This is a genomic window from Granulibacter bethesdensis CGDNIH1, from assembly GCF_000014285.2.
GTDB lineage: Bacteria > Pseudomonadota > Alphaproteobacteria > Acetobacterales > Acetobacteraceae > Granulibacter > Granulibacter bethesdensis.
Genome location: NC_008343.2, coordinates 795,921 through 819,791 on the forward strand (window position 1 = coordinate 795,921; position 23,871 = coordinate 819,791).

A 23,871-nucleotide genomic window follows, 5' to 3' on the forward strand; every position below is an offset into this window, starting at 1 on the left:
GCGAGAACGCAAAGGAAACCCGGCCCATGAACGTCGTTTCCACGAATTTTGTCGCAGAGTGGGATGCGAATGTCGCCGCTCTGCGCGACACTTATTCTTCCGCTCAGGAGCATGATGCCTGCGGCGTCGGCATGGTGGCCGCGCTGGACGGCAAGCGCCGCCGTGATGTCGTGGAAGCAGGGATCGAGGCGTTGCGGGCCGTGTGGCATCGCGGCGCGGTGGATGCCGATGGCAAGACCGGTGACGGTGCCGGTATCCATATTGAAATTCCGCAGGACTTCTTTGCCGAGGCGGTGCGCCGCGGCGGGCATGATCCGCATCCGGGCAAGATTGCGGTCGGTCAGGTGTTCCTGCCGAAATCCGATCTGAATGCGCAGGAACGTTGCCGTCAGATCGTGGAGACCGAAATTCTTGCTTTCGGTTATGGCCTGTATGGCTGGCGTCAGGTGCCGATCAACTATGCCTGCATCGGTGAAAAGGCCAACCAGACCCGGCCGGAAATCGAGCAGATCATGATCTGGAACGCCCGTGGCGTGTCGGAGCAGGAGTTCGAGCGCGATCTGTACGTAATCCGTCGCCGTATTGAAAAGCAGGCGGCTGCCGATGGCATTTCCGAGCTGTATCTGTGCTCGCTCTCCACGCGCTCGATCATCTACAAGGGCATGTTCCTGGCGGAGAACCTGACGGATTTCTATCCCGATCTGCTGGATGCGCGTTTCGTCAGCCGCTTTGCGATCTATCATCAGCGTTACAGCACCAATACCTTCCCGACATGGAAGCTGGCGCAGCCTTTCCGCATGATCGCGCATAATGGCGAGATCAACACGGTGATCGGCAACGTCAACTGGATGCGCAGCCATGAAACGCGCCTCGCCCATCCGGCGCTGGACGGATATTTCGAGGATCTGAAGCCGATCGTGCAGCATGGTGGCTCCGATACCGCTTCGCTGGATGCGGTGTTCGAGCTGCTGGTTCGTGGTGGTCGTGATGCCCCGATGACGAAGGCGCTGCTGATCCCGGCTGTTCAGAACGAGAACATGCCGAAGGAACATCGCGACCTTTATCAGTATGCCAATGCCGTTATGGAGCCGTGGGACGGCCCCGCCGCGGTGTGCGGCACTGATGGGCGCTGGATGATCGCCGGTCTGGACCGTAACGGCCTGCGCCCGCTGCGTTACACCATCACCACCGATCAGCGCCTGATCATCGGTAGCGAAGCCGGTATGGTGAAGCTCGACGAAAGTCAGATCCTCGAAAAAGGCCATGTCGGTCCCGGTGAGACCATTGGTGTCGATCTGGATAACGGGGAATTCTATTCCTCCACCCGTCTGCGCGATGCACTGGCGGCGCGGCGTCCTTTCGGCGAATGGATCAAGGGCATTACCCAGCTCGATCACATCGTCCGTGCCGATGCGGGTGAGCCGAGTCTGTTCCAGGGCGAGGAACTACGCCGCCGTCAGCTCGGCGTCGGTGTGACGATGGAAGAGCTGGAAGTTATCCTGCACCCGATGGTGGAGGATGCGATTGAGGCGACGGGCAGCATGGGCGATGACACACCCATTGCTGTGCTGAGTGAGAAATATCGCGGTCTGCACCATTATTTCCGCCAGACTTTCGCGCAGGTGACCAATCCGCCGATCGACAGCCTGCGTGAAACGCAGGTGATGTCGCTGAAAACGCGGTTGGGTAATCTGGGCAATATCCTCGATGAGGATCAGTCCCAGTGCGATTTGCTGCAACTGGCCAGCCCGGTCCTGTCCAATGCTGAATACAACGCGATGCGCGATTACATGGGCGCATCAGCCTGTGTGGTGGACTGCACCTTCGCGGTCGAGGAAGGCGAGGCCGGTCTGCGCGCCGCCATTGCCCGGGTGAAGCGGGAGGCCGAGGAAGGTGTGCGGGCCGGATGCACGCATGTCATCCTGACCGACGAGAATACGTCTGCCACGCGTGTGCCGATCCCGATGATTCTGGCCACGGGCGGGGTGCATACGCATCTGGTAGGCCAGTCTCTGCGCACTTTCACCAGCCTGAACGTGCGCAGCGCTGAATGCCTTGATGTGCATTATTTCGCGGTGCTGATCGGCGTGGGCGCGACCACGGTGAATGCCTATCTGGCGCAGGAAAGCATTGCCGACCGGCATCGTCGTGGCCTGTTCGGTGATCTGTCGCTGAAGGATTGCGTGACACGCTATCGCAAGGCGATCGACAAGGGCCTGCTGAAGGTGATGTCCAAGATGGGTATCTCCGTGCTCAGCTCCTATCGTGGCGGCTATAATTTCGAGGCGATCGGGCTTTCCCGTTCTCTGGTGGGTGAGTTCTTCCCCGGCATGCAGTCCCGCATTTCCGGCATCGGTCTGGGCGGTATCGCACACAAGGCGCTGGAACTGCACCGGATGGCATGGTCCAGCGATGCGGTGACGCTGCCCGTGGGCGGCTTTTACAAGCTGCGTCGTCGTGGCGAGGTCCATGCTTTCGATGGACCGCTGATCCATACCCTGCAGGAAGCTGTGGCAACCGGCAGCTACACCACCTATCGGCGTTATACCGACATGGTGCGTCGCCTGCCGCCGGTCGCGCTGCGTGATCTGCTGGATTTCCGGATGGAAGGGCGCACGCCTGTCTCCACCGATGATGTCGAAAGCATTACCGAGATCCGCAAGCGTCTGGTGGCACCGGGCATTTCGCTCGGCGCACTCAGCCCGGAAGCGCATGAGACGCTGTCCATCGCCATGAACCGGATCGGTGCGCGCAGCGATAGCGGGGAAGGCGGTGAAGACCCCGGCCGCGCAAAGCCGCGTCCGAATGGCGACAATGCGTCCTCTGCCATCAAGCAGATTGCCTCCGGTCGCTTCGGTGTGACGGCGGAATATCTGAACAACTGCCGTGAAATCGAGATCAAGGTCGCGCAGGGGGCAAAGCCCGGCGAAGGCGGTCAGCTGCCTGGCTTCAAGGTCACGGGCCTGATTGCCAAACTGCGCCATTCCACCCCCGGTGTGATGCTGATCAGCCCGCCGCCGCATCATGATATCTACTCGATCGAGGATCTTGCGCAGCTGATCTACGATCTGAAGCAGATCAATCCCGATGCGACAGTCTGCGTGAAGCTGGTGGCGCGCTCCGGTATCGGCACCATTGCCGCGGGTGTTGCCAAGGCCAAGGCGGATGCAATTCTGGTCAGCGGCCATGTCGGCGGCACCGGCGCCAGCCCGCAGACCTCGGTGAAATATGCGGGCCTGCCGTGGGAAATGGGGCTGTCGGAGACGCATCAGGTGCTGATGCTCAACCGTCTGCGTCACCGCGTGAAGCTGCGCACCGATGGCGGCATCAAGACCGGTCGCGATGTGGTCATCGCCGCGATGCTGGGTGCCGAGGAATTCGGCATCGGCACCGCATCGCTGGTGGCGATGGGCTGCATCATGGTGCGTCAGTGCCATTCCAATACCTGCCCGGTGGGCGTGTGCACACAGGATGAGGCACTGCGCGAGAAATATGATGGCTCGCCGGAGAAGGTGATCAATCTGTTCTCCTTCATCGCGGAGGAGGTGCGGGAAATTCTTGCGTCTCTGGGCGTGCGGACGCTGGCGGAGGTGGTGGGCCGGACCGATCTGCTGCATCAGGTCAGCCGTGGCTCTGAATTCCTCGATGACCTCGATCTCAATCCCTTGCTGGTGCAGGCCGATCCGGGATCGCATGCCCGTTACTGCACCATCGAGGGCAGGAACGAGGTCCCCGAAACCCTTGATGCCCGCATGATTGCCGACGCAGCCCCGCTGTTTGAGCGTGGCGAGAAAATGCAGCTGCAATACGGGGTGCGGAATACGCATCGTGCGGTTGGCACGAAGATGTCTTCGAAGATCGTGCGGAAATTCGGTATGACGGGCCTCCAGCCGAACCATGTCACCGTGCGTCTGCGGGGCAATGCGGGTCAGTCACTGGGGGCTTTTGCGGTGCAGGGGCTGAAGCTGGAAGTGTTCGGCGATGCCAATGACTATGTCGGCAAGGGCCTCTCCGGCGCGACCATCGTGATCCGGACCTCCCCGTCTTCTCCGTTGCGGACCGAGGAAAACACCATTATCGGCAATACCTGTCTGTATGGTGCCACCAGCGGCAGGCTTTTTGCGGCGGGTCGGGCCGGGGAGCGCTTCGCGGTGCGTAACTCCGGCGCCAGCACCGTCGTCGAGGGCTGCGGCTCCAATGGCTGTGAATATATGACAGGTGGAACCGTCGTTATTCTGGGATCGGTCGGGGATAATTTCGGTGCCGGTTTCACCGGTGGTGTGGCCTTCATCTATGATCCGCATGAAAGCTTCGCGGCGCGGGCCAATCCCGATACCATCGCCTGGCATCGTGACTTCTCACCTGACTGGGCCAATGCTCTCAAGGAACTGGTGCGTGAGCATGTGGAGGAAACCGGCAGCCGCTATGCCGCCACCTTGCTGCATGACTGGGACGAGAATGTCGGTGATTTCTGGATGGTTGTGCCCAAGGACTACGTGAAATATCTGCCTATGCCCATCAAGGAGGATGCGAGGGCAGATGCAATCAGGGCCTGATCAAGCTCATCACGGTTGTGCTGAAGACTGACGATCAAAGCAGGCGTTCCATAATGGAGCGCCTGCTTTTTTTCGGGCGTTGATGGCAATTTATGCCCGTGTCCGTCGCATGGGGCTTATCGAGCCGGTGGAGGATGAGATAGAAGTTTCCGCATGCGCACTTTGTATCATCTTCCTCTTTGTCCGTTTTCCAGAAAAGTCCGCGTCGTTCTGGCGGAGAGAAAGCTTCCTTTCGAACTGAAAGTCGAAAAAGTCTGGGAACGCCGCCCGGAGTATCTGGAGATGAATCCGGCGGCTACGGTGCCGGTGCTGGTGGAGCAGAATGGTCTGCCCATTCCGGATTCATCGGTCATCTGTGAATATCTGGAGGAAGCCTATCCTGATATCTCCCTGCTCGGGCGCAGTTTGGCCGAGCGTGTGGAGACGCGCCGTCTGGCAGCGTGGTTTGATGGCAGATTTTATCAGGAGGTGACGAAAAATCTGGTGGGCGAAAAATATCTGAAACGCCTGCTAGGGCGTGGCAATCCCGATGCGACGGCGATCAGGACCGGGTTCACCAGCCTGCGCTATCACATGGAATATCTCGGCTACCTTGCAGATACACGGAAATGGCTGGCGGGTGCGGCCATCGGTCTGGCCGATTTCGCGGCGGCGGCGCATGTATCCTGTCTGGATTTCGGCGGCGATATCGACTGGGAGAAATTTCCCGCCGCTCGTGACTGGTATGCGAGGATCAAAAGTCGCCCCAGCTTCCGTGGTATTCTCGCTGATCGTGTGCCTGGCATCATTCCGCCAGCGCATTACGCCGATCTCGATTTTTAGAATTTTCAGTGCTGGCTTAAGGGGGAGCGTTATTTTCGCTCCGGCCCAGCTTCCTGCAAAGCGAGGTTTTGTGCTGCGAGATCGCCGGTGGCGGAATCGGGGGCCAGTGAGATGATCCGCTCCCAATCCTGCCTGGCGCCGTCTTCATTGCCCTGTCGTTGCCGCAGAATACCGCGTTCCAGCAGGGCATCGACATTATCAGGGTCCTGATCCAGTGCTCTGGCGATATCGTCCGCTGCCTGATCCGGCTTATCCAGTCGCCGGAGGCAAGCCGCGCGGTAGACCAGTGCATCGGTTCGGCGCGAATCGATGTCCAGCGCGTGATTAAGATCGGCGATGGCTTCCTTGAAGTGCTCCAGTGTCGCGAAGGCAACAGCCCGATCGATCAGCAGGTCGGGATCATCGGGGGCCAGAGCCAACGCATGGCTGGCGGCTTCCAGAGCTTTCTGTGTATTACCCGCGATAATCCACGCCTGATCGGCTTGACCGAAAATACTGGCCCGCGCAATGGCGGGTGCCTTGCTGGTGGTGCCCAGCGTTTCCAGCATGCGGGCGCCCGTTTCAGCATTGCCCAATGCGATTTCCGCCAGCGCGGCACAATGGGCCGCACCATCTCCTCCTGTTTTCCAGTTTTCCGCCATCTGATAAGCGCCGGAGGGATCGGTGGTGAGCATGGACAGGCAACGGTCGTAATCCGCGCCCTGCGCAATCCGGGGAGGCACTGGGGGTACGGGAAGATCCTCGGCTGAGTCGGTGGCGTTTTCATCATTGATCGGCGCAGAAAAGGGCGACTGATCCTGGCTAAGCCACCAGACACCGCTGCCTGCGCCCGCAAGCAGCAGGATCATCAGCAGAACATGCAGGGGCGCTGGTGATTTCATGACGGGTAACAGTCTAGCCTGCTAATGTGGCTTGCGGAAATGGCGCGTTTGCGTTTCGCATGGCGGCCCGTGTCTGAAACCCTGACAAGAGCGTGCGCGATGGATCAAGGCAAACTCCTGATTTTCGGCCTCGGTTACACGGGAACGGCAACGGCGCGTCTGGCGCTTTCCGATGGCTGGTCCGTGAGCGGGACGAAACGGCAGGCAGATTCCTCGGCTTTGCCAGGCGGAGAGGTTCTGGCTTTTGATGATCCGGCCATCGCCGAGAGGCTGTTTTCCGCGACCCATCTGCTGGTGACGGCCGCACCGGATGAAGCAGGGGATCCGGTGCTGGTTCGATGGGGGGAGGCTATTCGCGGTGCTCCCCGACTGCGATGGATTGGATATTATTCCAGCACAGGCGTCTATGGCGACTGGGACGGAGCATGGGTGGACGAAGCAACCCCGCCTCGGCCGGCGCATGCCCGCAGCCAACGGCGACTGGAGGCGGAGCAGGCATGGGAGGCCCTGGCCGATCATCATGCCGTTGATATCATCCGGCTGGCCGGCATTTACGGGCCGGGCCGTTCTGCACTGGATGATGTTCGCGCCGGTCGGGCGCGGCGCGTCATTAAACCGGGCCATGCTTTCGGGCGCATCCATCGGGACGATATTGCCCGGGCTACGCTGGTGGCAGCCTCCCGAGCAGGGGCTGGCGTGAGGATATTGAATTTTGTGGATGATTGCCCGGCTGAAAGTGCCGCTGTGGTGGAGGAGGCAGCGCGGCTGCTGCATGCACCCCTTCCGCCGTCTGTCCTGTTTAAGGAGGCAGTCGCCACCATGTCGCCTATGGCCCGCAGCTTCTGGGACGATAACCGGCGTGTCTCCTGTGTTGCGACCAAGGCGGAACTGGACATCGACTGGCTTTATCCGTCTTTCAGGGAGGGACTAAATGCCATCTTGGCGGCGGAGGGAGGCGCGGCTACAGAAGGTAACATCTGACATCGGCCGATGCCGTGGCTAAAAATATTGATGGCAGGTCTTGTCATGGATGCTGCGGTGCAGCAAAAAACTGCTCAAGCCAGCATCCCGATGCGCCGTCCCGTTCGCTCTGCCCGTGAATTTTGGTGATCGCCTTGCATCTTCCCATTCTATCTATCCTTATGGGCCTGCCAATTTTTGGCTCCTTCCTTCTGCTGTTTTTGCGGGGGACCGGAATTTCACAGGCTGCGACAGCCCGGGGTATCGCGCTGGGTGTCAGCCTGATTACTTTTCTGTTGTCCCTGGTGCTGTGGATCGAGTTCGATCCTTCGATGACGGGTCTTCAGTTTGAGGAGCGGGCAAACTGGATGCCGGGCTTCGGGGTCTCCTATCATCTCGGGGTAGACGGTTTCAGCCTCCTGCTGCTTCTACTGACAACCTTGCTGACGCCGATTTCCATTCTGGCGGCATGGCGGGTCATTCACGAGCGTGTTTCTCATTACATGCTGGCTGTGCTGATGTTGCAGGCTGCAATGATCGGCGTATTCGTTGCGCAGGATTTTGTGGTTTTCTACATCTCCTATGAGGCGACGCTGGTTCCCGGTTCCCTGTTGATCGGTCTGTGGGGCGGCCCACGTCGCGCTTTCGCGGCCATGAAGTTCTTTCTTCTGACTTTCGGCAGCTCCCTGCTGATGCTGCTGGTGCTGCTATATGCGTGGTATGTGACCGGCTCCACCGATATGGATGTGCTGCTGCATACGCGCTTCCCCATGACCGCACAGAGCCTGATTTTCCTGGCTTTCGTGCTGGCTTTCGGCACCAAGCTTCCGATCTGGCCACTGCATTCCTGGCTGCCGGATGCTTATGGCGAAGCGCCCGCCCCTGCGACTGCACTGCTCTCCGGTGTGATGGCCAAGGCGGGGGCCTATGGTCTGCTGCGCTTCGCCATTGGCATGGCGCCTGATGCGGCCCGCCACTATGCGCCGGTGATGATGATCCTCGGTGTCGTCGGGGTGATCTACGCAGCCATTATCGCCTGTGCGCAGACCGATATGAAGAAAATGGTCGCCTATTCCTCCTTCTCCCATATGGGGCTGGTGGTGGTGGGCCTGTTCAGCCTGACCACAGAGGGTATTGATGGCGCGCTGTTCCAGATGGTCTCACACGGGATCATCATCGCAGGCCTGTTTTTCTGCGTCAGCATGGTCAGCTTCCGCGCCGGTTCCCGTGATTTCGCGAAAGTCACGGGTGTCGTTAATTACGCCCCGCGGCTGGCGGCTCTGGCGATGGCCTTTTCCATGGCGAGCATCGGCTTGCCGGGAACGGGTGGCTTTGTCGGAGAGGTGCTGGTGATTTTCGGTGCCCTGCATGTCAATGTCTGGCTGGCCCTGCTGGCTGGCACCAGCATGGTACTGGGCGCGATCTACATGTTGAGCTTTTACTGGCGCGTCATGTTCGGCAAGCTGAGCGGAGCTGTCTCCGTTCTGCATGATATGACGCGTCTGGAGATGGCGGTGCTGGTGCCGCTTGTCGTGTTGACGCTGTGGATGGGATTCTACCCGACCAGCTTCACCAGAGTGTTCAATGCCAGTGCCCATGCGCAGGTTGTCACTGTGAACGCGCATGAGCATGCGCTGGCTTCTGCTGCTCTGCCGGTTGTGCTCAGCCGCAATTAAGGTCGGGATACAGTTTCCGCCTGCCTGATGCGTTCCATGATGTCCTGAGGGGAGGCTCCGCTTTCCCGCAGGGATCGCACGGTCAGGGCAGCATCACGTTTCGCCAGCCTCTGTCCATCAGCCCCCTTCAGGAGGCCATGATGCGCATAAGCGGGTTCCGGCCAGCCGAACAGGGTCTGTAGCAGGCGGTGCAGGTCGGTGGCCGCCAGCAAATCTTCCCCCCGGGTCACCAGCGTAACGCCCTGGACGGCATCGTCATGCGCGGCACAGAGGTGATAGCTGGCAGGCACGTCCTTCCGTGCCAGTACTACATCCCCAAAGCGTTCCGGGTAGCATGGAAAGCGAATGCCATGTTCGACCCGCTCCAGCGGATGAGACAGGCGGCGTAATGCGGCCTGCATGTCGAGCCGCCATGCACAGGCCTCTCCGGCAGCCAGCCGCGCGTCTTGTTCAGCCGGTGACAGGGAACGGCAGGTGCCCGGATAAAGCGGCACACCATCAGGGCTGTGTGGCGCACTGCCGGCTTCGGCGATTTCGCGGGTGATGTCGGCGCGGGTGCAGAAACACGGATAGAGCAATCCCTCTGACCGGAGATTTTTCAGTGCCTGGCTGTATTCCGCCATGTGCCGGGACTGGATACGTACAGGTTGCTGCCATTCAAAGCCCAACCAGCCGAGATCCTCCAGCAGGGCCGCACTCCATTCCGGGCGGCAACGTGTTGTATCGATATCCTCAATCCGCAGCAGGAAATAGCCTTGGCTGGCCTGCTTTATGGCCTGCCACGCAGCATAAACATGGCCCAGATGCAGATGGCCGGTGGGGCTGGGGGCAAAACGGGTGATGACAGTCATGGAGAGCGTTTATCATGGCATGCTGTGGAGACGAATGCATGATGCTGCAACGACAAGGATGGATAACCTGGTCTTCCGATGAGGGGGTTGGTCCTGCAACCGCAATCACGGGGTGGATGAAGCCACCAGTGAATAGCCGGGTGCGATATTTGATCGTGCTGTGCCACGGCCATGGCAATGATGCGAGCGGTATGATGTGGCTGGCGGAGCATTGGGCGCCGCATTTGCCTGACGCTGTCTTTTTATCCTTGAACGGGTGGGAACCATGTGTGCTGCATCCCGGCACACGCCAATGGTGGTCTTTGCGTGATCGGACCCCGGAAACCGACCGTGCCGGCGCGGCGCGCCTCGGCCCGGTTCTGGCGGAGACGATCAGGATTGCCACCACGGGGCTGGGCTTGACAGCTTGTGACGTGGCCCTGGTCGGCTTTAGCCAGGGCGCCATGAGCGTACTGGCTGCCGGGCTGTTTGCAGAAAGCCGGATAGCGGGCGAGGTGGGCCGTGCCATCGTCAGTATCGCCGGCGCCTTGCATCTGGCTGAGGAAGCTTCGATCCCGTCAGCAGACACTATGCCAGCCGTGCTGCTGCTCCATGGTGATCAGGATGATGTGGTGCCCCTTACGCGCAGCATGGTGGCCGATTCCAGGCTGAAAGCCATGCATGTGCCGGTCACACTGACTATCCTGCCGGGGGTTGGGCATGAGGTCACCGCTGAAGAAGCCGATTGCGCACTTGCGTTTATCATCAGGGTTTTACAGGCGGATGCTTAGACGCTTTCCGTCATGGTGGTTCATGACGAAGTCATGACGTGTGCCTGTATCCGGGTTGCTACAACACGGCTTGTCTGCAATAAAAGTCAAAGTTCTCCGCGGCGCACATTATCTGGCAGTTCGTGGCTAGGATTTCTTCACCAGACTGTGCGACCGCCTGAATAGGAAGCGGCAATGCCTGATGGTGAGCAGTTGCACAGCCTTGTCAGAACGGGTGGACCGGCACAGTTTCCGGCTCTGGTTCTCAATGCGGATTTCCGCCCGCTCTCATATTTTCCGCTCTCGCTATGGTCGTGGCAGGATGCGGTGAAAGCGGTTTTTCTCGATCGTGTCTCCGTGCTCAGCGAATACGATCACGAAGTCCGTTCCCCCAGCCGTACGCTGAGACTGCCCAGCGTAATTGCGCTGAAGGATTATGTTCCCACGGCAAGGCGCCCGGCTTTCACCCGGTTTAACGTGTTCCTGCGCGATGCCTTTTCCTGCCAGTATTGCGGGCAACGTATGCCGACGCCGGAACTGACCTTTGATCACGTTATTCCACGCTGCCGGGGTGGGCGGACGACCTGGGAAAACGTCATTACGGCTTGTGGAAGCTGTAATCTGCGCAAGGGGTCGCGGTTGCCGCGTGAATGCAATATGCTGCCTTTGACGACGCCGCGTCAGCCTTCAACGTGGGAATTGCAGGATAATGGGCGGGCTTTCCCTCCCAACTATCTGCATGAAAGCTGGCGCGATTATCTGTATTGGGACAGCGAACTGGAGAGCTGAGCCCGCACGGCCTGCCTCTCTATTGGCCGTACGGCCGGCAAAGAAAGAAAATGGCAGGCAGGCTGAGACAATACGGTATCCCTTTGGCGCTCATGATCATGGTCGCGGGGATGACGGGGCTGGTATCCTATTCGGTGACCTTGTACCGGCTGTTCTGCCAGGTGACCGGAGCGGGCGGCACCACCCAGCGTGTCACGGAGGATGAGGCGACCCAAGCGGTTTCATCCCGCATGGTCACGGTGTTCTTCAATGCCGATGTTTCCCCGAAACTGCCCTGGCGTTTTCGTCCTCTGCAACGCAGTGTCAAAGTGCGTCTGGGACAGCAGGTGCCGATTTTCTATGAAGCGGAGAACACCAGCGATCAGGATATCGTGGGCCATGCCACCTTCAATGTGACTCCGGATAAAGCGGGCATCTACTTCAAGAAGATCGAGTGCTTCTGCTTTACGGAGGAGAGGCTGGCGGCGCATCGCTCGGTGCAGATGCCTGTGCTGTTCTATGTTGATCCAGCCATGGCCAACGATCCGGCCATGCAGGATGTGGATCAGATTACGCTGTCCTATACGTTTTTCCGTTCCGAGACCGGGCAGACTCCGGCGGATCTGGCGCGTTTCCATGACGGGCCGCCGGATGCGGCGCTGGGAAAGAAAATATTCGCTGCCCAATGTTCAGGCTGTCATGAAATGGGCACCGATAAGGAAGGCCCCCGTCTGGCAGGCATTATCGGCCGTAAGGCAGGCTCCGTGCCGGGTTATCCATACAGCAAGGCTTTGGCGGCTGCGGATTTCATCTGGGATGAGGGGCATCTCGACCGCTGGCTGGCCGGCCCTGCCGCCATGCTGCCCGGTGCGGCGATGCCCATGAGCATTGATAATCCTGTCGCCCGGCGGGATATCATCGCCTACCTGAAACAGGTCATGCCCGGAAAAGCGACGGAGGCGACTCCCCGGCCGCCGACTGCACCGGTCGATCGGAAAGGGCCGGGTTGAGGGACAATATTAAAACGACACATTGGTGCGAAAACCGAGCACCAAAGCCGTTCCGTATTGTCGTACACCGCCTGGATGCACCACGACCTGAAGGTCAGGCTCAATCGTCAGACCTTCGCAGGCATGGATTGTATATTCGGCCTCCATGATAACTTCATCACCCTGGGGTCCGGGAACGCCGCCCGTCAGGGGCTGCCCTGCAGCCTGCTCGGCTTTTTGGAGCGCCTTCAGGCCCCGGCTCTGCTGAGCGTAATAGACGGCGAAACCATAGCTGTCCCTGCGACGTGCGGGCCAGAAAGCACGGTCCACCATTCCGACAAAACCGAGGCTGCGATAGGGTGAAAACCTGTCATCCGACAGGGTGAAACCGGCAAAGACGATCAGCCCTTCCCGTGTATAGGGACCGCGCCGCAGCAGCATCTGGTCGGCCATGATCCAGAATCCCGAGCGGCCTCTGATCGTTTTTTGCGTGGCCGGATTGTTGGAAGGGGCGGGAAGGTCATATCCCTCGTCCGAGGGAAGATCGCGGTACAGAGTGTTGGTGCGCGCACTGTCATAATAGGCCCCTATTTTATAATGCCCCGACCGCTCGTTATTCCCGCCCCCCGGTTCCCAACCGATTTCCACCGGGATCATCATACCGTTGGCTGTGGCTGGGCTGAACTGAAGTCCCGTACGACCCCCCCGTGCGGAATTGGACTCAAAAACACCACTTTCCACATAGATTTCCGGTGTAGGGCGACCGCGGATGCGTCCACCCCAGTTGGCGGCGGCACCATTGGTAAAGGCGGGTCTGTCACCGGCCGATAAAGGCGTGGGGACACCACAGAAAGCATTGCTGACGAATTCGCAATAGAGTGGAGATGATGCGAAATCGGTCGCGACCTGCAACCGCCCCACGGCAATCGACACTCTTTTTTTGAGCAGGAGTTGCTCGGCATAGACCATCGACAAATGGGCCGCGACATTGCCGCCGCCGCCCGCGATTTCCTGCACGGGATAGAGAGAGTCCCCCATCACCGTACTGCTCAGACTGCGCCCGGCGCGATTGATAACGATTGCGCGGGTGGTCAACCCGTTCCAGCCCGCCAATTTATTCCAGTCAATCTTGAGTTCGATGCCGCGATTATCGGCATAGGCAATGCCACGCCCCCGACCACCGGTGACATTGCCCATCGTCTCGCTGAGATAGCCGGCGATAAGGTCGATCCCATGATGTTCCAGAGGGGGTCTGAGACCGCCCCAATCACCGAAAAAATGCTCTCTGGGCGCCATGGGCGGGATGGTCGGATCAGGTGGTTGCGTCAGGGAGCGGGACGGCATGGAGCCAAGCCCCGGGGTTTCAGACTGTGCATGGGCCTGGGTTATCAGCGACAATCCCATCGCAGCACCGACCAGAATCCTGACAGTCAGACAAAGGTGTGAAAGGAACATCGCGAACCGGAAAGCCAAAAAACGCATGCAAAAATATTTCGATACCGCATTAAGCAAACTGCAATGACGGTATGATCTGAACAGGATGGAGTTTAAACGCGTTCGCTGATGGCGATGGCCAGCCGGCAGCCAGCCTTGATGGCACCGGATAGCAGCCGATAGGCCGGTGCCAGCTCTGCCTCATTGGCAAGGCCGATATCGCGGTGCTCCAGTTCTTCCTCCCTGAAGCGGGCGATGGTTTCTTTCAGTTCGTGCTCATCATCGGGCAGAGCCTCGATCTGTCGGGCGTAGTGATCGTCGATGGTTTCCTCGACGGCGACGGTGCAGGCCATGGCGGCACGTTCTCCAATGGCGGCCGTCAGGGCTCCGAGAGCAAAACCGGCTACATGCCAGAAAGGCAGCATCGCGGTTGGGCGGACCCGGCGATCGGCGATCATGCGGGAGAATGTTTCGCGATGAACATCCTCCTGCGCTTTCATGTGTTCCAGTGTCGGCGCATGGCGGGAGCGGCGCAAAACGGCAAGCTGCCCGGCATAGATCCGTGATGCGCCGTATTCTCCCGCGTGATCCACCCGGATCATCCGCGCCAGCCTCTCCCGGGCCGGGAGATCGCCGGGCAAGGAGGGCGACATGCGAGCCGAGGCTGAAGCTGTGTGCGTCATGCAGCGTTTCTCCGGATCAGGCGCGGTCTGGTTTCAAGGCCAGCAGCATTTTCATCATGATGATGGCCATAGCCAAAGCATAAAGACAGTTCGCGAATGCCATGGAAACCGGAAAGCCTGGAATAAGATAGGTCGGCTCGTCACAGGGCTTGTCGGGCCGGGTCGGCATATGTGCCAGCATATCGGTAATAGAGAGTTGACTGCTGAAGCGTGGCGCCGCGCATTCCGGCAAAGGGCTGGGCCAGAAATGCCACTCGACCCCGGCATGCAGCAGTCCGGCTCCGGCTGCCACACAAAAACTCAGCGCCGCCAGTCCACAGAGCACGAGAGCCGGACGGGGAGGCAGAAACAACGCGATCACGCCCAGTGCGATTGCAATCCGGTATGGCCAGCGTTCTACCAGACAGAGCGCACAGGGCGGCCGGTGCGCCCACCATTCCAAGGAAAAAGCCACACCAAGCGCCAGAGAGGCCATAATAACGGCAAAAAGAGCGATAATGCGATGACATGCCATACCGACAGGATAGGACAGACCGCGTCTTCTGTCGCTACTCCTGTCGCAGGAGGTCATCTGTAGGTCGCCAGATGCGGGAAAAGGGGATGGCAGGGCTGCCGAGGTGGTCGATTGCCGCTGAAGGGAAGGCGGCGTTAGGGTTGAACAGATTCTCTTCAGCAGGACTGTAGTGTTCCCATGAGCCTGATTGCCGCGCGTCTTGACCGTATCAGCCCCAGCCAGACCATTGCCATCAGCACCAAAGCCCGTGCGTTGAAGGCTGCTGGCCGTGATGTGATCAGCCTTTCCGCCGGAGAGCCGGATTTCGATACGCCGGACAATGTGAAGAAAGCGGCGATCAAGGCCATCGAGAAGGGCGACACGAAATATACCGACGTTGCCGGCACTGCCGCCCTGCGCAACGCGATCGTGGAAAAATTCAGGCGTGATAGTGGTCTTGATTATGCTCCGGACGAGATCATCGTCTCCACCGGCGGCAAGCAGGTGATTTTCAACGCCATGCTGGCCACGCTGAATGCGGGAGATGAGGTGATCATCCCGGCCCCGTGCTGGGTGAGCTACCCGGACATCGTTGCCCTTTGCGACGGCAAGCCGGTTCTGGTCTCCTGCAGCGAGCAGCGCAGCTTCAAGATCAGCCCCGAGGAACTGGAAGCCGCGATCACGCCCAAGACCAAATGGCTGATGCTCAACAGCCCCAGCAACCCGACCGGTGCCGCCTATTCCGCAGCGGAGCTGAAGGCGCTGGCAGACGTTCTGCTGCGTCATCCGCAGGTCTGGATCATGACGGACGATATCTACGAGAAGCTGGTTTACGGCGGGTTCGCTTTTGCCACGCTGGCTCAGGTAGAGCCGCGTCTGAAAGACCGCACCCTGACCGTGAACGGGTGTTCCAAGGCCTATGCGATGACCGGCTGGCGCATCGGGTTTGCCGGTGGTCCGAAGGTGCTGATCAAGGCGATGGACAAGTTGCAGAGCCAGTCCACCTCCAACACCTCCTCCATCAGTCAGGCCGCGGCGGTCGAGGCGTTGATCGGCCCGCAGGACAGCATCGCCGATATGCTGGCCATCTATCAGGAGCGTCGTGATCTGGTGGTGGAGATGCTGAATGCGGCTCCGGGCGTGACGTGTCATAAGCCGGAAGGCGCGTTTTATGTCTTCCCGTCGGTGAAGGGCTGCTTCGGCAAGACCAGCAAGGGTGGCGTCAAGATCGTCGATGACGAATCCTTCGTGACCGCGCTGCTGGAGGAAGAAGGCGTGGCGGCGGTGCATGGGTCCGCTTTCTGCTATCCGGGCTATTTCCGCATCAGCTATGCCACAAGCACCGAGGCGCTGCGGGAGGCCTGCACACGTATACAGCGTTTCTGTGCGGCTCTGTCCTGAAGCAGTCTTTAGTCCTGACGGGATGGAAAAAGGCCGGGCGCTTGCGTGTCCGGCCCTTTTCGTTAAGTGCATGGCGCTGATCTATCGATAGAAAGACGGACACTCTCTGATGCCGAGTTTTGCGCAGCGCCTGAATGGGCTGGATGTTTCCCCCACCATCGCGGTGACGCAGCGTGCGCGCGTGTTGCGGGCGGAGGGGCATGATGTCATCTCCCTGTCGATCGGGGAGCCGGATTTTCCAACTCCACCGGAAGCGATTGAGGCTGCTCATGCGGCAGCATTGGCCGGGGATACGAAATATCCACCCATCGTGGGTGCGTCGGCGCTGGTCAGTGCGATCCGGGGCAAGTTTCAGCGGGAAAACGGGCTGGATTTCGCACCGAACGAGATCACCATCGCCAATGGTGCCAAGCAGATCATCTACAACGCGATCATGGCGACGGTGGATCCGGGGGATGAAATCGTCATTCCCGCCCCCTACTGGGTCGCATATGAGTTGGTGACCCGGCTGGCCGGGGGCGTGCCGGTGATCGTGAATTGCCCACAGGAGACAGGGTTTCGTCTGAAACCGGAGGTTCTGGAGGCGGCGATCACGCCCAAAACCCGATGGGTGTTGTTGAATTTTCCCAATAACCCGACCGGGGCCGCGATTACGCCTGCGGAGATGGCGGCGCTGGCCGAAGTGATGCGTCGCCATCCGCATGTCTGGATCATGTGCGATGATATTTATGAGCATCTGCTCTATGACGGCTTCGTCTATCGCACCATGGCGGCGGTCGCACCGGATCTGCGGGACCGTATCCTCACTATTTCCGGTGTGTCCAAATCTTACGCGATGACGGGATGGCGTGTCGGCTTTGCGGGAGGGCCATCATCCCTGATCAAGGCGATGAACAATATGCAGAGCCAGGCGACATCTGGTGTCGCAGGGATTGCACAGGCGGCGGCAGCGGCTGCCTTGAATGGTGACCCGGCCCTGCTGGCGGAGCGGGCAGCCATTTATGCAGCGCGGCGTGACTTCGTGGTGTCCGCCCTTCAATCTGCCCCCGGCCTGACCTGCCACAAGCCGGAGGGGGCATTTTACGTTTTCCCCGGTGTCGCCGGGCTGCTTGGCCGTCATTCCGCAGGCGGCCGTTTGTTGCAGACCGATGAGGATGTGGCACTGGCTCTGCTGGAGGAATCCTATCTGGCCGTGGTGCATGGTGCGGCCTTCGGCATGAGTCCCTATCTGCGGTTGAGCTATGCCACGGATGAGACGTCGCTGGCGCGTGCCTGCGAGCGTCTGGTGGCCTTCTGCGAAACTGTACGCTGATCGCGGATGCTCCTTGCGGAAAGAGAATGGTGTGAGGCCGGTAGAGCCATGTTAGGAGAGGGGCCATGTCCGAGATAAAGACTTCATGCTCCGCGCTTTCGCCCACTCCTCAGGAGGGCGATCCGGTCTTTTCCATCGTGGTCCCGTGCTACAATGAGCAGGACGGGCTGGAGATGTTCCATACCCGGCTTGCCTCCGTCATGGATGGGATGGGGGAGAGCTGGGAGGTGGTCTATGTCAATGATGGCAGCCGTGACCGCACGCTCGATGTAATGCAAACTCTGCGTCGGGCCGATCCCCGCATCAGCGTGGTTGGCCTGTCCCGTAATTTCGGCAAGGAAATCGCCACCACCGCGGGACTGGATCATGCACGCGGTCAGGCGGTCATCGTCACCGATGCGGATTTGCAGGATCCGCCGGAATTGATCCCGGAACTGGTCGCGCAATGGCGGCAGGGTTTCGACATGGTCTATGCCCAGCGCCGTGTCAGGGAAGGCGAGACCTGGCTGAAAAAAGCAACGGCGAATGCTTTTTACAACCTGATGACGCGCCTCGGGGATGTCAGCCTGCCCCCCAATGCCGGGGATTTTCGTCTGATGAGCCGCCGTGCGGTGGATGCTCTGCTGCGTCTGAGGGAGCAGCATCGCTTCATGAAGGGCCTGTTCGCCTGGATCGGCTATCCCTCTGTTGCTGTTCAGTATGATCGCGCGCCCCGTGCGGTGGGCGAGTCCAAATGGTCGTACTGGAAGCTGTGGAACCTCGCGCTGGAGGGGATCACCGGCTTTACCGTCGTGCCGCTGAAGCTGGCGACATATCTCGGTATTCTGGTTGCGCTGTTCGCGGTGCTGTATGGCGGCAATATCGTGCTGTCCAAGCTGTTCTTCGGCAATCCCGTGCCGGGTTATCCCAGCCTGATGGCAGTGGTGCTGTTTCTGGGTGGTGTGCAGTTGATGACGCTGGGCGTGATCGGGGAATATCTCGGCCGCGTGTTCAACGAGACCAAGCGCCGTCCGCTCTATTTCGTGGAGCGTCATCTGCCGAGCGATCCCTCAATGACGCCTCCCTATGTCGGAGACTCCGTGCGTGGCTGACGGGCTGGATCCTGATGACTGGGACGCGTTACGCAGCCTTGGTCATCGTATGCTGGATGACATGTTCGACCATCTGGCCGGCGCACGCTCCGGAGCGGTGTGGCGGCCTTTGCCTCATCAGGTGAGGGATGTGTTCAAAACGCCTGCCCCGCGTGATGGCAGCAGTCTGGAATCCGTCTACGAACAGTTCCGCAATGATGTGCAACCTTATGCGACCGGGAATATTCATCCGCGCTTCATGGGCTGGGTGCATGGTGGCGGCACGGCGGTCGGGATGCTGGCGGATATGCTGGCGGCCGGGCTGAACGCCAATCTGGGCGGGCGGGATCATGCTCCGGTCGAGGTGGAGCGGCAGGTGATCCGCTGGTCGGCTGAACTGTTGGGCATGCCGTCAGAAACCTCCGGTATTCTGGTGACCGGCTCCTCCATGGCGAATTTCATCGGCATTCTCGTGGCGCGTCTGGCGGCGCTCGGGCCGCAGGTGCGTCATGAAGGGGTCGGGCAGAGCGGCTTCACCGCTTATGCCGGGGCTAATGCCCATGGTTGTATTCCCCGTGCGATGGATATGGCCGGGTTCGGCAGCGATGCCTTGCGTTCGGTGCCGCTGGATGATGCGCATTGCATGAGGCTGGATGCTCTGGCTGCCATGGTGGCTGAAGATCGGGCGCAGGGGAGGCTGCCTGCTCTGGTCATTGCCACGGCGGGAAGTGTCGATACCGGGGCTATCGACGATCTGGATGCGCTGGCCACATTCTGTGCTGCCGAAGGGATGCGGCTGCATGTCGATGGAGCGTTCGGGGCGATGCTGGCCCTCTCGCCCGTGTTGCGCCATCGTGTGAATGGCCTGGCACGGGCCGATTCCATCGCGTTTGATTTCCATAAATGGCCGCAGGTACCCTACGACGCAGGCTGCGTGCTTGTGCGCGATCCCGTATTGCACCGGCAGGCTTTTGCGCAGGATCTGGCTTATCTGCGGCGCGATATCCGGGGCTTGTCCGGTGGCGCGCCATGGCCATGCGATCTTGGGCCGGATTTGTCACGCGGGTTTCGGGCGCTGAAAGTCTGGATGATGCTCAAAACCTACGGCGCCGACCGTCTCGGCGCGGTGGTAGAGACGTGCTGCGACGTCGCCACCCATTTGGCCGCGCGGGTGGCGGCTGAGCCGGAGCTGGAGTTGCTGGCCCCGCTGCCTGGGCAGAATGGCCTGAATGTTGTGTGTTTCCGTTTTATCGCCGCCCCGGGTGATCTCGACCGTCTGAACATAGAGCTGGTCGCGGATGTTCAGGAATCCGGTGTTGCGGTCCCCTCAACAACGCATTTACGGGGGACGCTCGCGATTCGTGCTGCCATCGTCAATCATCGGACGAGGCGGGAGGATGCCGATATTCTGGTAAATGCAGTGTTGAAAGCCGGACGCTGCCGTGTCAGCCAGTTGGTGGCAACCGGCTGACACAGGCGTTGCGTCAGCCGAGTTCGGCCAGCTTGCCAAGCAAAAAGTCACGGAATACGGAAACGCGCTTGGAACTGCGCAGCTCCTCCGGATAGACGAAATACACGTCGATCTTGGGAGATTCGATCTCCGGCAGCACGCGCTCCAGCCCGTCCATTTCGTTGCTCATGTAATCGGGCAGGGCCCCGATCCCCAGACCGGACTGAATGGCCAGCGCCATCGCCTGGAGTGAGTTGACATCCAGCAACGGACGTCGCGGTGTGCCGCTCTTGCGCCCGGCTTCGGCCAGCCAGTTGATGTTGTTGACCGGCGAGTGATAGTCGCCAAACAAAATCAGCCGGTGATTGTCGAGGTCTTCCACTGATTGCGGCCGACCATGCTGCTCGAAATAGGCAGGTGTGCCGACCACATGCCATTTGATGGTCATCAGATGGCGCTGCACCAGATCAGGCTGCTTGGGCGGATGCATACGGATGGCCACATCGGCCTCCCGCATCGCCAGATCGAGATCGGCATCATCCAGCAGCAGTGACAGCGACACGTCTGGATATGCGGCCAGGAATTGGTGCAGGCGGGGTGCCAGCCATGAAGCGCCAAAGCCGACCGTGGTGGTGACTTTCAGACGACCGGCGGGCTTTTCCTTGCTTTCGGTCAGCAGGGCCTCGGTCATAGCCAGTTTGGCAAAAACTTCGCGCACGGTACGGTTCAGGCTTTCGCCTTGCTCGGTCAGGATCAGGCCGCGGGCATGCCGGTGAAACAAGGGAACCTGAAGGGCCTCCTCCAGTGCCGAAATCTGGCGGGACACGGCAGACTGGCTCAGGTTCAACGTATCGCCAGCATGCGTAAAGCTGCCTGCTTCAGCCACGGCGTGGAAGACGCGCAGTTTGTCCCAGTCCATTGTTTACGCCACTCCCCGCTTCCGGGTGCGCTATGTGCGACCCATCGATGATTCGGCCTGCCGGGCCGCGGTCTCCTGTTCTCCGCGCACCCATCCCGGACGCCGGGCGTTGGCGGACGATTCGCTATTCTGCTGCCAGCATGGACGAATCGGTATGTTCGGCTACCCACTTTTCCGCCTCCAGCGCCGCCATGCAACCTGTTCCGGCAGCAGTAACGGCCTGACGGTATATTTTATCTTGTACATCTCCTGCCGCGAACACACCGGGGATTGAGGTGCAGGGGGTTCCCGGGCGGGTCACCACATATCCTTCTTCATCCAGTTCCAGCTTGCCACGGAAGATGGCGGTATTGGGGGAATGGCCGATTGCCACGAAAACGCCATCCACCGGCAGTGTGCTGGTATCCCCCTTTATGGTGTTGCGCAGGACAATTCCATCTACGCGATCCGGCGGCCCCGATGCTGTAATGTCCTCGACCACACTGTTCCAGACGACGGAGATTTTGGGATGCGCAAACAGGCGGTCCTGAAGGATTTTCTCGGCCCGTAACGAATCGCGGCGATGGATCAACACCACTTCACTGGCATGGTGGGTCAGATACAGGGCTTCCTCAACGGCGGTATTGCCGCCACCAATCACCGCCACGCGCTTGCCGCGAAAGAAAAATCCGTCACAGGTGGCACAGGCTGATACGCCCGCCCCCTGAAGTCGTTTCTCATTCGGCAGCCCCAGCCAGCGTGCCTGGGCGCCGGTTGCAATGATGACCGAATCCGCTTCGAACACATCACCCGAATCCGCGGTGCAGCGAAATGGGGTGCGGGTAAAGTCCACATCGGTGATCAGATCATACACGATCTCGGTGCCGACATGACGCGCCTGCGCTTCCATCTGCTCCATCAACCAGGGGCCCTGCACCGATTCTGCAAAGCCGGGGTAGTTTTCAACGTCGGTGGTGATGGTCAACTGCCCGCCGGGCTGAAGGCCGCATACCAGAATCGGTTTCATGCTGGCGCGGGCAGCGTAGATGGCGGCGGTATAGCCGGCAGGCCCTGCACCGATAATGAGAACCTTGCTGCGATGGATCATGGTTTTTATCTATCTGAAACACAGGGACGGCATGCCTTTAGGATATGAGGCCAATCCTCCTTGCGGGCAAGGAGGAGCCTTCGCGCAAAGTTTTTAATTTTTCCGGCTGAGAATGGCTTGCAGCCAGCACGTTGAGTCATAATATTGCGCAGTCCAAGCATTCATGACAATTTTCCGTTTCACCACGATGAGCATCCCCAGCGCATGACCGCCGATCATTCTCTTCCCCATGAGCTGGACGCTATTGACCGGCGCATTCTGGCGGAATTGCAGGCCGATGGCCGCATGACCAATGTCGAGCTGGCGCGTCGTGCGGGTATTTCGGCGCCTCCCTGCCTGCGGCGTGTCCGTCGGTTGGAGGAGGCGGGTATTATCCGTGGCTATTACGCCGATACCAACCCGCAGGCGCTGGGCTGGGAGATCGAGTTCTTTGCCATTGTCGGACTGGACAGTCAGAAGGAACAGGCTCTGGCCGAGTTCGAAAAGACGGTGGGGGAATGGAGCGAGGTGCGCGAATGCCACATGATTCGCGGCGGCGGTGATTTTCTGCTGCGTTTGGTGGCACGTGATACGGCGCATGAAAATCAGCTGACCCAGCGCCTGACCGGTATGGAGCGTGTTACGCGGGTCCAGACGCTCCAGACGATTCGCACCAGCCGCGATATCGCGGGCGTGCCGTTATAAAGCGGCTTTGCAGGACCAGATCAGGCCCTGTTGAATTTCGCCTTTGCATGACGCAGCGCGACCGGCACCAGGGATAGCAGCGCCAGGATAAAGAGCGGCACCAGTACCGAGGGACTCATCAGCGCGTCTGTCGGAGCAAGGGATTGCTGTATGCTCTGGCGCAATCCTGCGCCGAGGCTGACCGTGATGCTGATCAGGGGTGCGCTGCCGATTGCGGTGGCGATGGCGAATGGCAGAATGCGATGGCTGGCAAATGGCGCGGCCAGCGTACTGAGCCAGAATGGCACCATTGGCATGAGCCTCGCTGCCAGCATATAATTGAACCCGTCCCGCTGGATCTGTGGGGCGATCTGATCGAGCCGGTGCAGGCAATGTGCGGGCAGCCAGCACCGCAGGCGCGTCAGCATGTATCGTCTGGTCAGATAGTGAAAAGCCGCGGCCCCGAGCGTTGCCCCGACAATGGCGGAGACAGAGCCGGCCAGCGTGCCGCACAAAGCTCCGCCCGCCAGCCCCAGAAACAGACCGCCCGGCAGCAGCAACAGGACGCTGAGTGCATAGGTGAGCATATACAGGGTGAAAGTCAGCGCCGGGTGTCGGTCAGCCCAGGGAAGCACCTGATCAAGCCAGGAATGAAGGACGGCAAGAGCATGTTCCATGATGGGAGGTCAGACTCGCAGAAAGTTAAAAAAGCGGATTACAGCGCGGGATCGTCCGCCATGCACAGCTTCTGATTGACGGATAGCCATTCACCCCCCTATAAGCCGCGCCTCGGCCGGTCAGATGCGTAGGCGTCTGCGGACCATCTGTATTGTACCGGAAATTTCGACCGGGCGCGATCCCGAAGCTGGGACGCCCCTAGCCTCGGAGAGCCTGACGTGAAGCGTACTTATCAACCCTCGAAACTGGTCCGCAAGCGGCGGCATGGTTTCCGCGCGCGTATGGCGACTGTTGGTGGCCGCAAGGTGATTGCCAACCGGCGTTCCAAGGGCCGCAAGCGTCTGTCCGCCTGATTTCGGACAGCCCTGTTTCGGTAAGGCCGGATTCGTATGTCCCTGATATGCGGCCCGGCTCCCAACGAAAGGGTTC

The 23,871-nt window shown here is 60.0% G+C and carries 21 protein-coding genes; 13 read left to right on the forward strand and 8 right to left on the reverse strand.

Annotated features, from left to right (window positions below):
- The first annotated feature begins 26 nt into the window (after positions 1 to 26).
- Positions 27 to 4,556, forward strand: a complete 4,530-nt coding sequence (gene gltB / locus GBCGDNIH1_RS15960) for a glutamate synthase large subunit (protein ID WP_025318330.1) — start codon at positions 27 to 29, stop codon at positions 4,554 to 4,556.
- 153 nt (positions 4,557 to 4,709) lie between these two features.
- The gene (locus GBCGDNIH1_RS15965; protein ID WP_011631412.1) at positions 4,710 to 5,378 is read left to right on the forward strand and encodes a glutathione S-transferase family protein; all 669 of its coding nucleotides are present in this window, start codon (positions 4,710 to 4,712) and stop codon (positions 5,376 to 5,378) included.
- Positions 5,379 to 5,407: 29 nt separating this feature from the next.
- Here GBCGDNIH1_RS15965 and GBCGDNIH1_RS15970 read toward each other — a convergent pair whose 3' ends face one another.
- Positions 5,408 to 6,259, reverse strand: coding sequence for a tetratricopeptide repeat protein (locus GBCGDNIH1_RS15970; RefSeq protein WP_011631413.1), 852 nt, complete (start codon positions 6,257 to 6,259; stop codon positions 5,408 to 5,410).
- A 99-nt stretch (positions 6,260 to 6,358) separates the two neighbouring features.
- On the opposite strand from GBCGDNIH1_RS15970, the gene GBCGDNIH1_RS15975 reads away from it, so the two are divergent.
- Both GBCGDNIH1_RS15975 and GBCGDNIH1_RS15980 read left to right on the forward strand, forming a co-directional pair.
- Positions 6,359 to 7,240, forward strand: coding sequence for an SDR family oxidoreductase (locus GBCGDNIH1_RS15975; RefSeq protein WP_043453660.1), 882 nt, complete (start codon positions 6,359 to 6,361; stop codon positions 7,238 to 7,240).
- Positions 7,241 to 7,401: 161 nt separating this feature from the next.
- Positions 7,402 to 8,895 (forward strand): complex I subunit 4 family protein, encoded by a 1,494-nt coding sequence (locus GBCGDNIH1_RS15980; protein WP_232449676.1) that lies wholly within the window; start codon positions 7,402 to 7,404, stop codon positions 8,893 to 8,895.
- Here GBCGDNIH1_RS15980 and gluQRS read toward each other — a convergent pair.
- A complete protein-coding gene (gluQRS, locus tag GBCGDNIH1_RS15985) occupies positions 8,892 to 9,746 on the reverse strand; it encodes a tRNA glutamyl-Q(34) synthetase GluQRS (protein WP_011631416.1) in 855 nt (284 codons plus the stop codon). The two genes, GBCGDNIH1_RS15980 and gluQRS, sit on opposite strands and share 4 nt — an antisense overlap.
- 38 nt (positions 9,747 to 9,784) lie before the next feature.
- On the opposite strand from gluQRS, the gene GBCGDNIH1_RS15990 reads away from it, so the two are divergent.
- The 3 genes from GBCGDNIH1_RS15990 to GBCGDNIH1_RS16000 all read left to right on the forward strand — a co-directional run bounded on the left by GBCGDNIH1_RS15990 (position 9,785) and on the right by GBCGDNIH1_RS16000 (position 12,273).
- Positions 9,785 to 10,516, forward strand: a complete 732-nt coding sequence (locus tag GBCGDNIH1_RS15990) for an alpha/beta hydrolase (RefSeq protein WP_157691977.1) — start codon at positions 9,785 to 9,787, stop codon at positions 10,514 to 10,516.
- A 174-nt stretch (positions 10,517 to 10,690) separates the two neighbouring features.
- On the forward strand, positions 10,691 to 11,284 hold the full coding sequence (locus GBCGDNIH1_RS15995) for an HNH endonuclease (RefSeq protein ID WP_011631418.1): 594 nt from the start codon (positions 10,691 to 10,693) through the stop codon (positions 11,282 to 11,284).
- 50 nt (positions 11,285 to 11,334) lie between these two features.
- On the forward strand, positions 11,335 to 12,273 hold the full coding sequence (locus tag GBCGDNIH1_RS16000) for a cytochrome c oxidase assembly protein (RefSeq protein ID WP_025318335.1): 939 nt from the start codon (positions 11,335 to 11,337) through the stop codon (positions 12,271 to 12,273).
- Between the two features lie 9 nt (positions 12,274 to 12,282).
- Here the strand turns inward: GBCGDNIH1_RS16000 and GBCGDNIH1_RS16005 are convergent, their stop codons facing one another.
- The 3 genes from GBCGDNIH1_RS16005 to GBCGDNIH1_RS16015 all read right to left on the reverse strand — a co-directional run bounded on the left by GBCGDNIH1_RS16005 (position 12,283) and on the right by GBCGDNIH1_RS16015 (position 14,883).
- Positions 12,283 to 13,707 (reverse strand): carbohydrate porin, encoded by a 1,425-nt coding sequence (locus GBCGDNIH1_RS16005; RefSeq protein ID WP_157691978.1) that lies wholly within the window; start codon positions 13,705 to 13,707, stop codon positions 12,283 to 12,285.
- A 92-nt stretch (positions 13,708 to 13,799) separates the two neighbouring features.
- Entirely contained in the window at positions 13,800 to 14,369 is a 570-nt protein-coding gene (locus GBCGDNIH1_RS16010; protein ID WP_011631421.1) for a demethoxyubiquinone hydroxylase family protein, read from the reverse strand.
- A 16-nt stretch (positions 14,370 to 14,385) separates the two neighbouring features.
- Complete coding sequence (locus GBCGDNIH1_RS16015; RefSeq protein ID WP_043453667.1) at positions 14,386 to 14,883, reverse strand: disulfide bond formation protein B; 498 nt, start codon at positions 14,881 to 14,883, stop codon at positions 14,386 to 14,388.
- Between the two features lie 177 nt (positions 14,884 to 15,060).
- Here GBCGDNIH1_RS16015 and GBCGDNIH1_RS16020 point away from each other — a divergent pair, with 177 nt between their 5' ends.
- The 4 genes from GBCGDNIH1_RS16020 (at position 15,061) to GBCGDNIH1_RS16035 (ending at position 20,116) form a co-directional block, all read left to right on the forward strand.
- The gene (locus GBCGDNIH1_RS16020) at positions 15,061 to 16,263 is read left to right on the forward strand and encodes a pyridoxal phosphate-dependent aminotransferase (RefSeq protein ID WP_011631422.1); all 1,203 of its coding nucleotides are present in this window, start codon (positions 15,061 to 15,063) and stop codon (positions 16,261 to 16,263) included.
- A 109-nt stretch (positions 16,264 to 16,372) separates the two neighbouring features.
- Positions 16,373 to 17,575, forward strand: a complete 1,203-nt coding sequence (locus GBCGDNIH1_RS16025) for a pyridoxal phosphate-dependent aminotransferase (RefSeq protein WP_011631423.1) — start codon at positions 16,373 to 16,375, stop codon at positions 17,573 to 17,575.
- A gap of 65 nt (positions 17,576 to 17,640) precedes the next feature.
- The gene (locus tag GBCGDNIH1_RS16030) at positions 17,641 to 18,666 is read left to right on the forward strand and encodes a glycosyltransferase family 2 protein (RefSeq protein ID WP_011631424.1); all 1,026 of its coding nucleotides are present in this window, start codon (positions 17,641 to 17,643) and stop codon (positions 18,664 to 18,666) included.
- Positions 18,641 to 20,116, forward strand: coding sequence for a pyridoxal phosphate-dependent decarboxylase family protein (locus tag GBCGDNIH1_RS16035; protein ID WP_011631425.1), 1,476 nt, complete (start codon positions 18,641 to 18,643; stop codon positions 20,114 to 20,116). The genes GBCGDNIH1_RS16030 and GBCGDNIH1_RS16035 overlap by 26 nt, the downstream gene beginning before the upstream one ends.
- Before the next feature lie 13 nt (positions 20,117 to 20,129).
- Here the strand turns inward: GBCGDNIH1_RS16035 and GBCGDNIH1_RS16040 are convergent, their stop codons facing one another.
- Positions 20,130 to 21,014, reverse strand: a complete 885-nt coding sequence (locus GBCGDNIH1_RS16040; protein WP_011631426.1) for a LysR family transcriptional regulator — start codon at positions 21,012 to 21,014, stop codon at positions 20,130 to 20,132.
- 124 nt (positions 21,015 to 21,138) lie between these two features.
- A complete protein-coding gene (trxB, locus tag GBCGDNIH1_RS16045) occupies positions 21,139 to 22,101 on the reverse strand; it encodes a thioredoxin-disulfide reductase (RefSeq protein ID WP_011631427.1) in 963 nt (320 codons plus the stop codon).
- 204 nt (positions 22,102 to 22,305) lie between these two features.
- Between trxB and GBCGDNIH1_RS16050 the strand changes: the two genes are divergently transcribed.
- Positions 22,306 to 22,785: an Lrp/AsnC family transcriptional regulator gene (locus GBCGDNIH1_RS16050; protein WP_011631428.1), complete on the forward strand. Its 480-nt coding sequence runs from the start codon at positions 22,306 to 22,308 to the stop codon at positions 22,783 to 22,785.
- Positions 22,786 to 22,805: 20 nt separating this feature from the next.
- Here GBCGDNIH1_RS16050 and GBCGDNIH1_RS16055 read toward each other — a convergent pair whose 3' ends face one another.
- Entirely contained in the window at positions 22,806 to 23,441 is a 636-nt protein-coding gene (locus GBCGDNIH1_RS16055) for a TVP38/TMEM64 family protein (RefSeq protein ID WP_011631429.1), read from the reverse strand.
- A 219-nt stretch (positions 23,442 to 23,660) separates the two neighbouring features.
- Here GBCGDNIH1_RS16055 and rpmH point away from each other — a divergent pair, with 219 nt between their 5' ends.
- A complete protein-coding gene (rpmH, locus tag GBCGDNIH1_RS16060) occupies positions 23,661 to 23,795 on the forward strand; it encodes a 50S ribosomal protein L34 (protein WP_011631430.1) in 135 nt (44 codons plus the stop codon).
- Positions 23,796 to 23,871 lie beyond the last annotated feature (76 nt).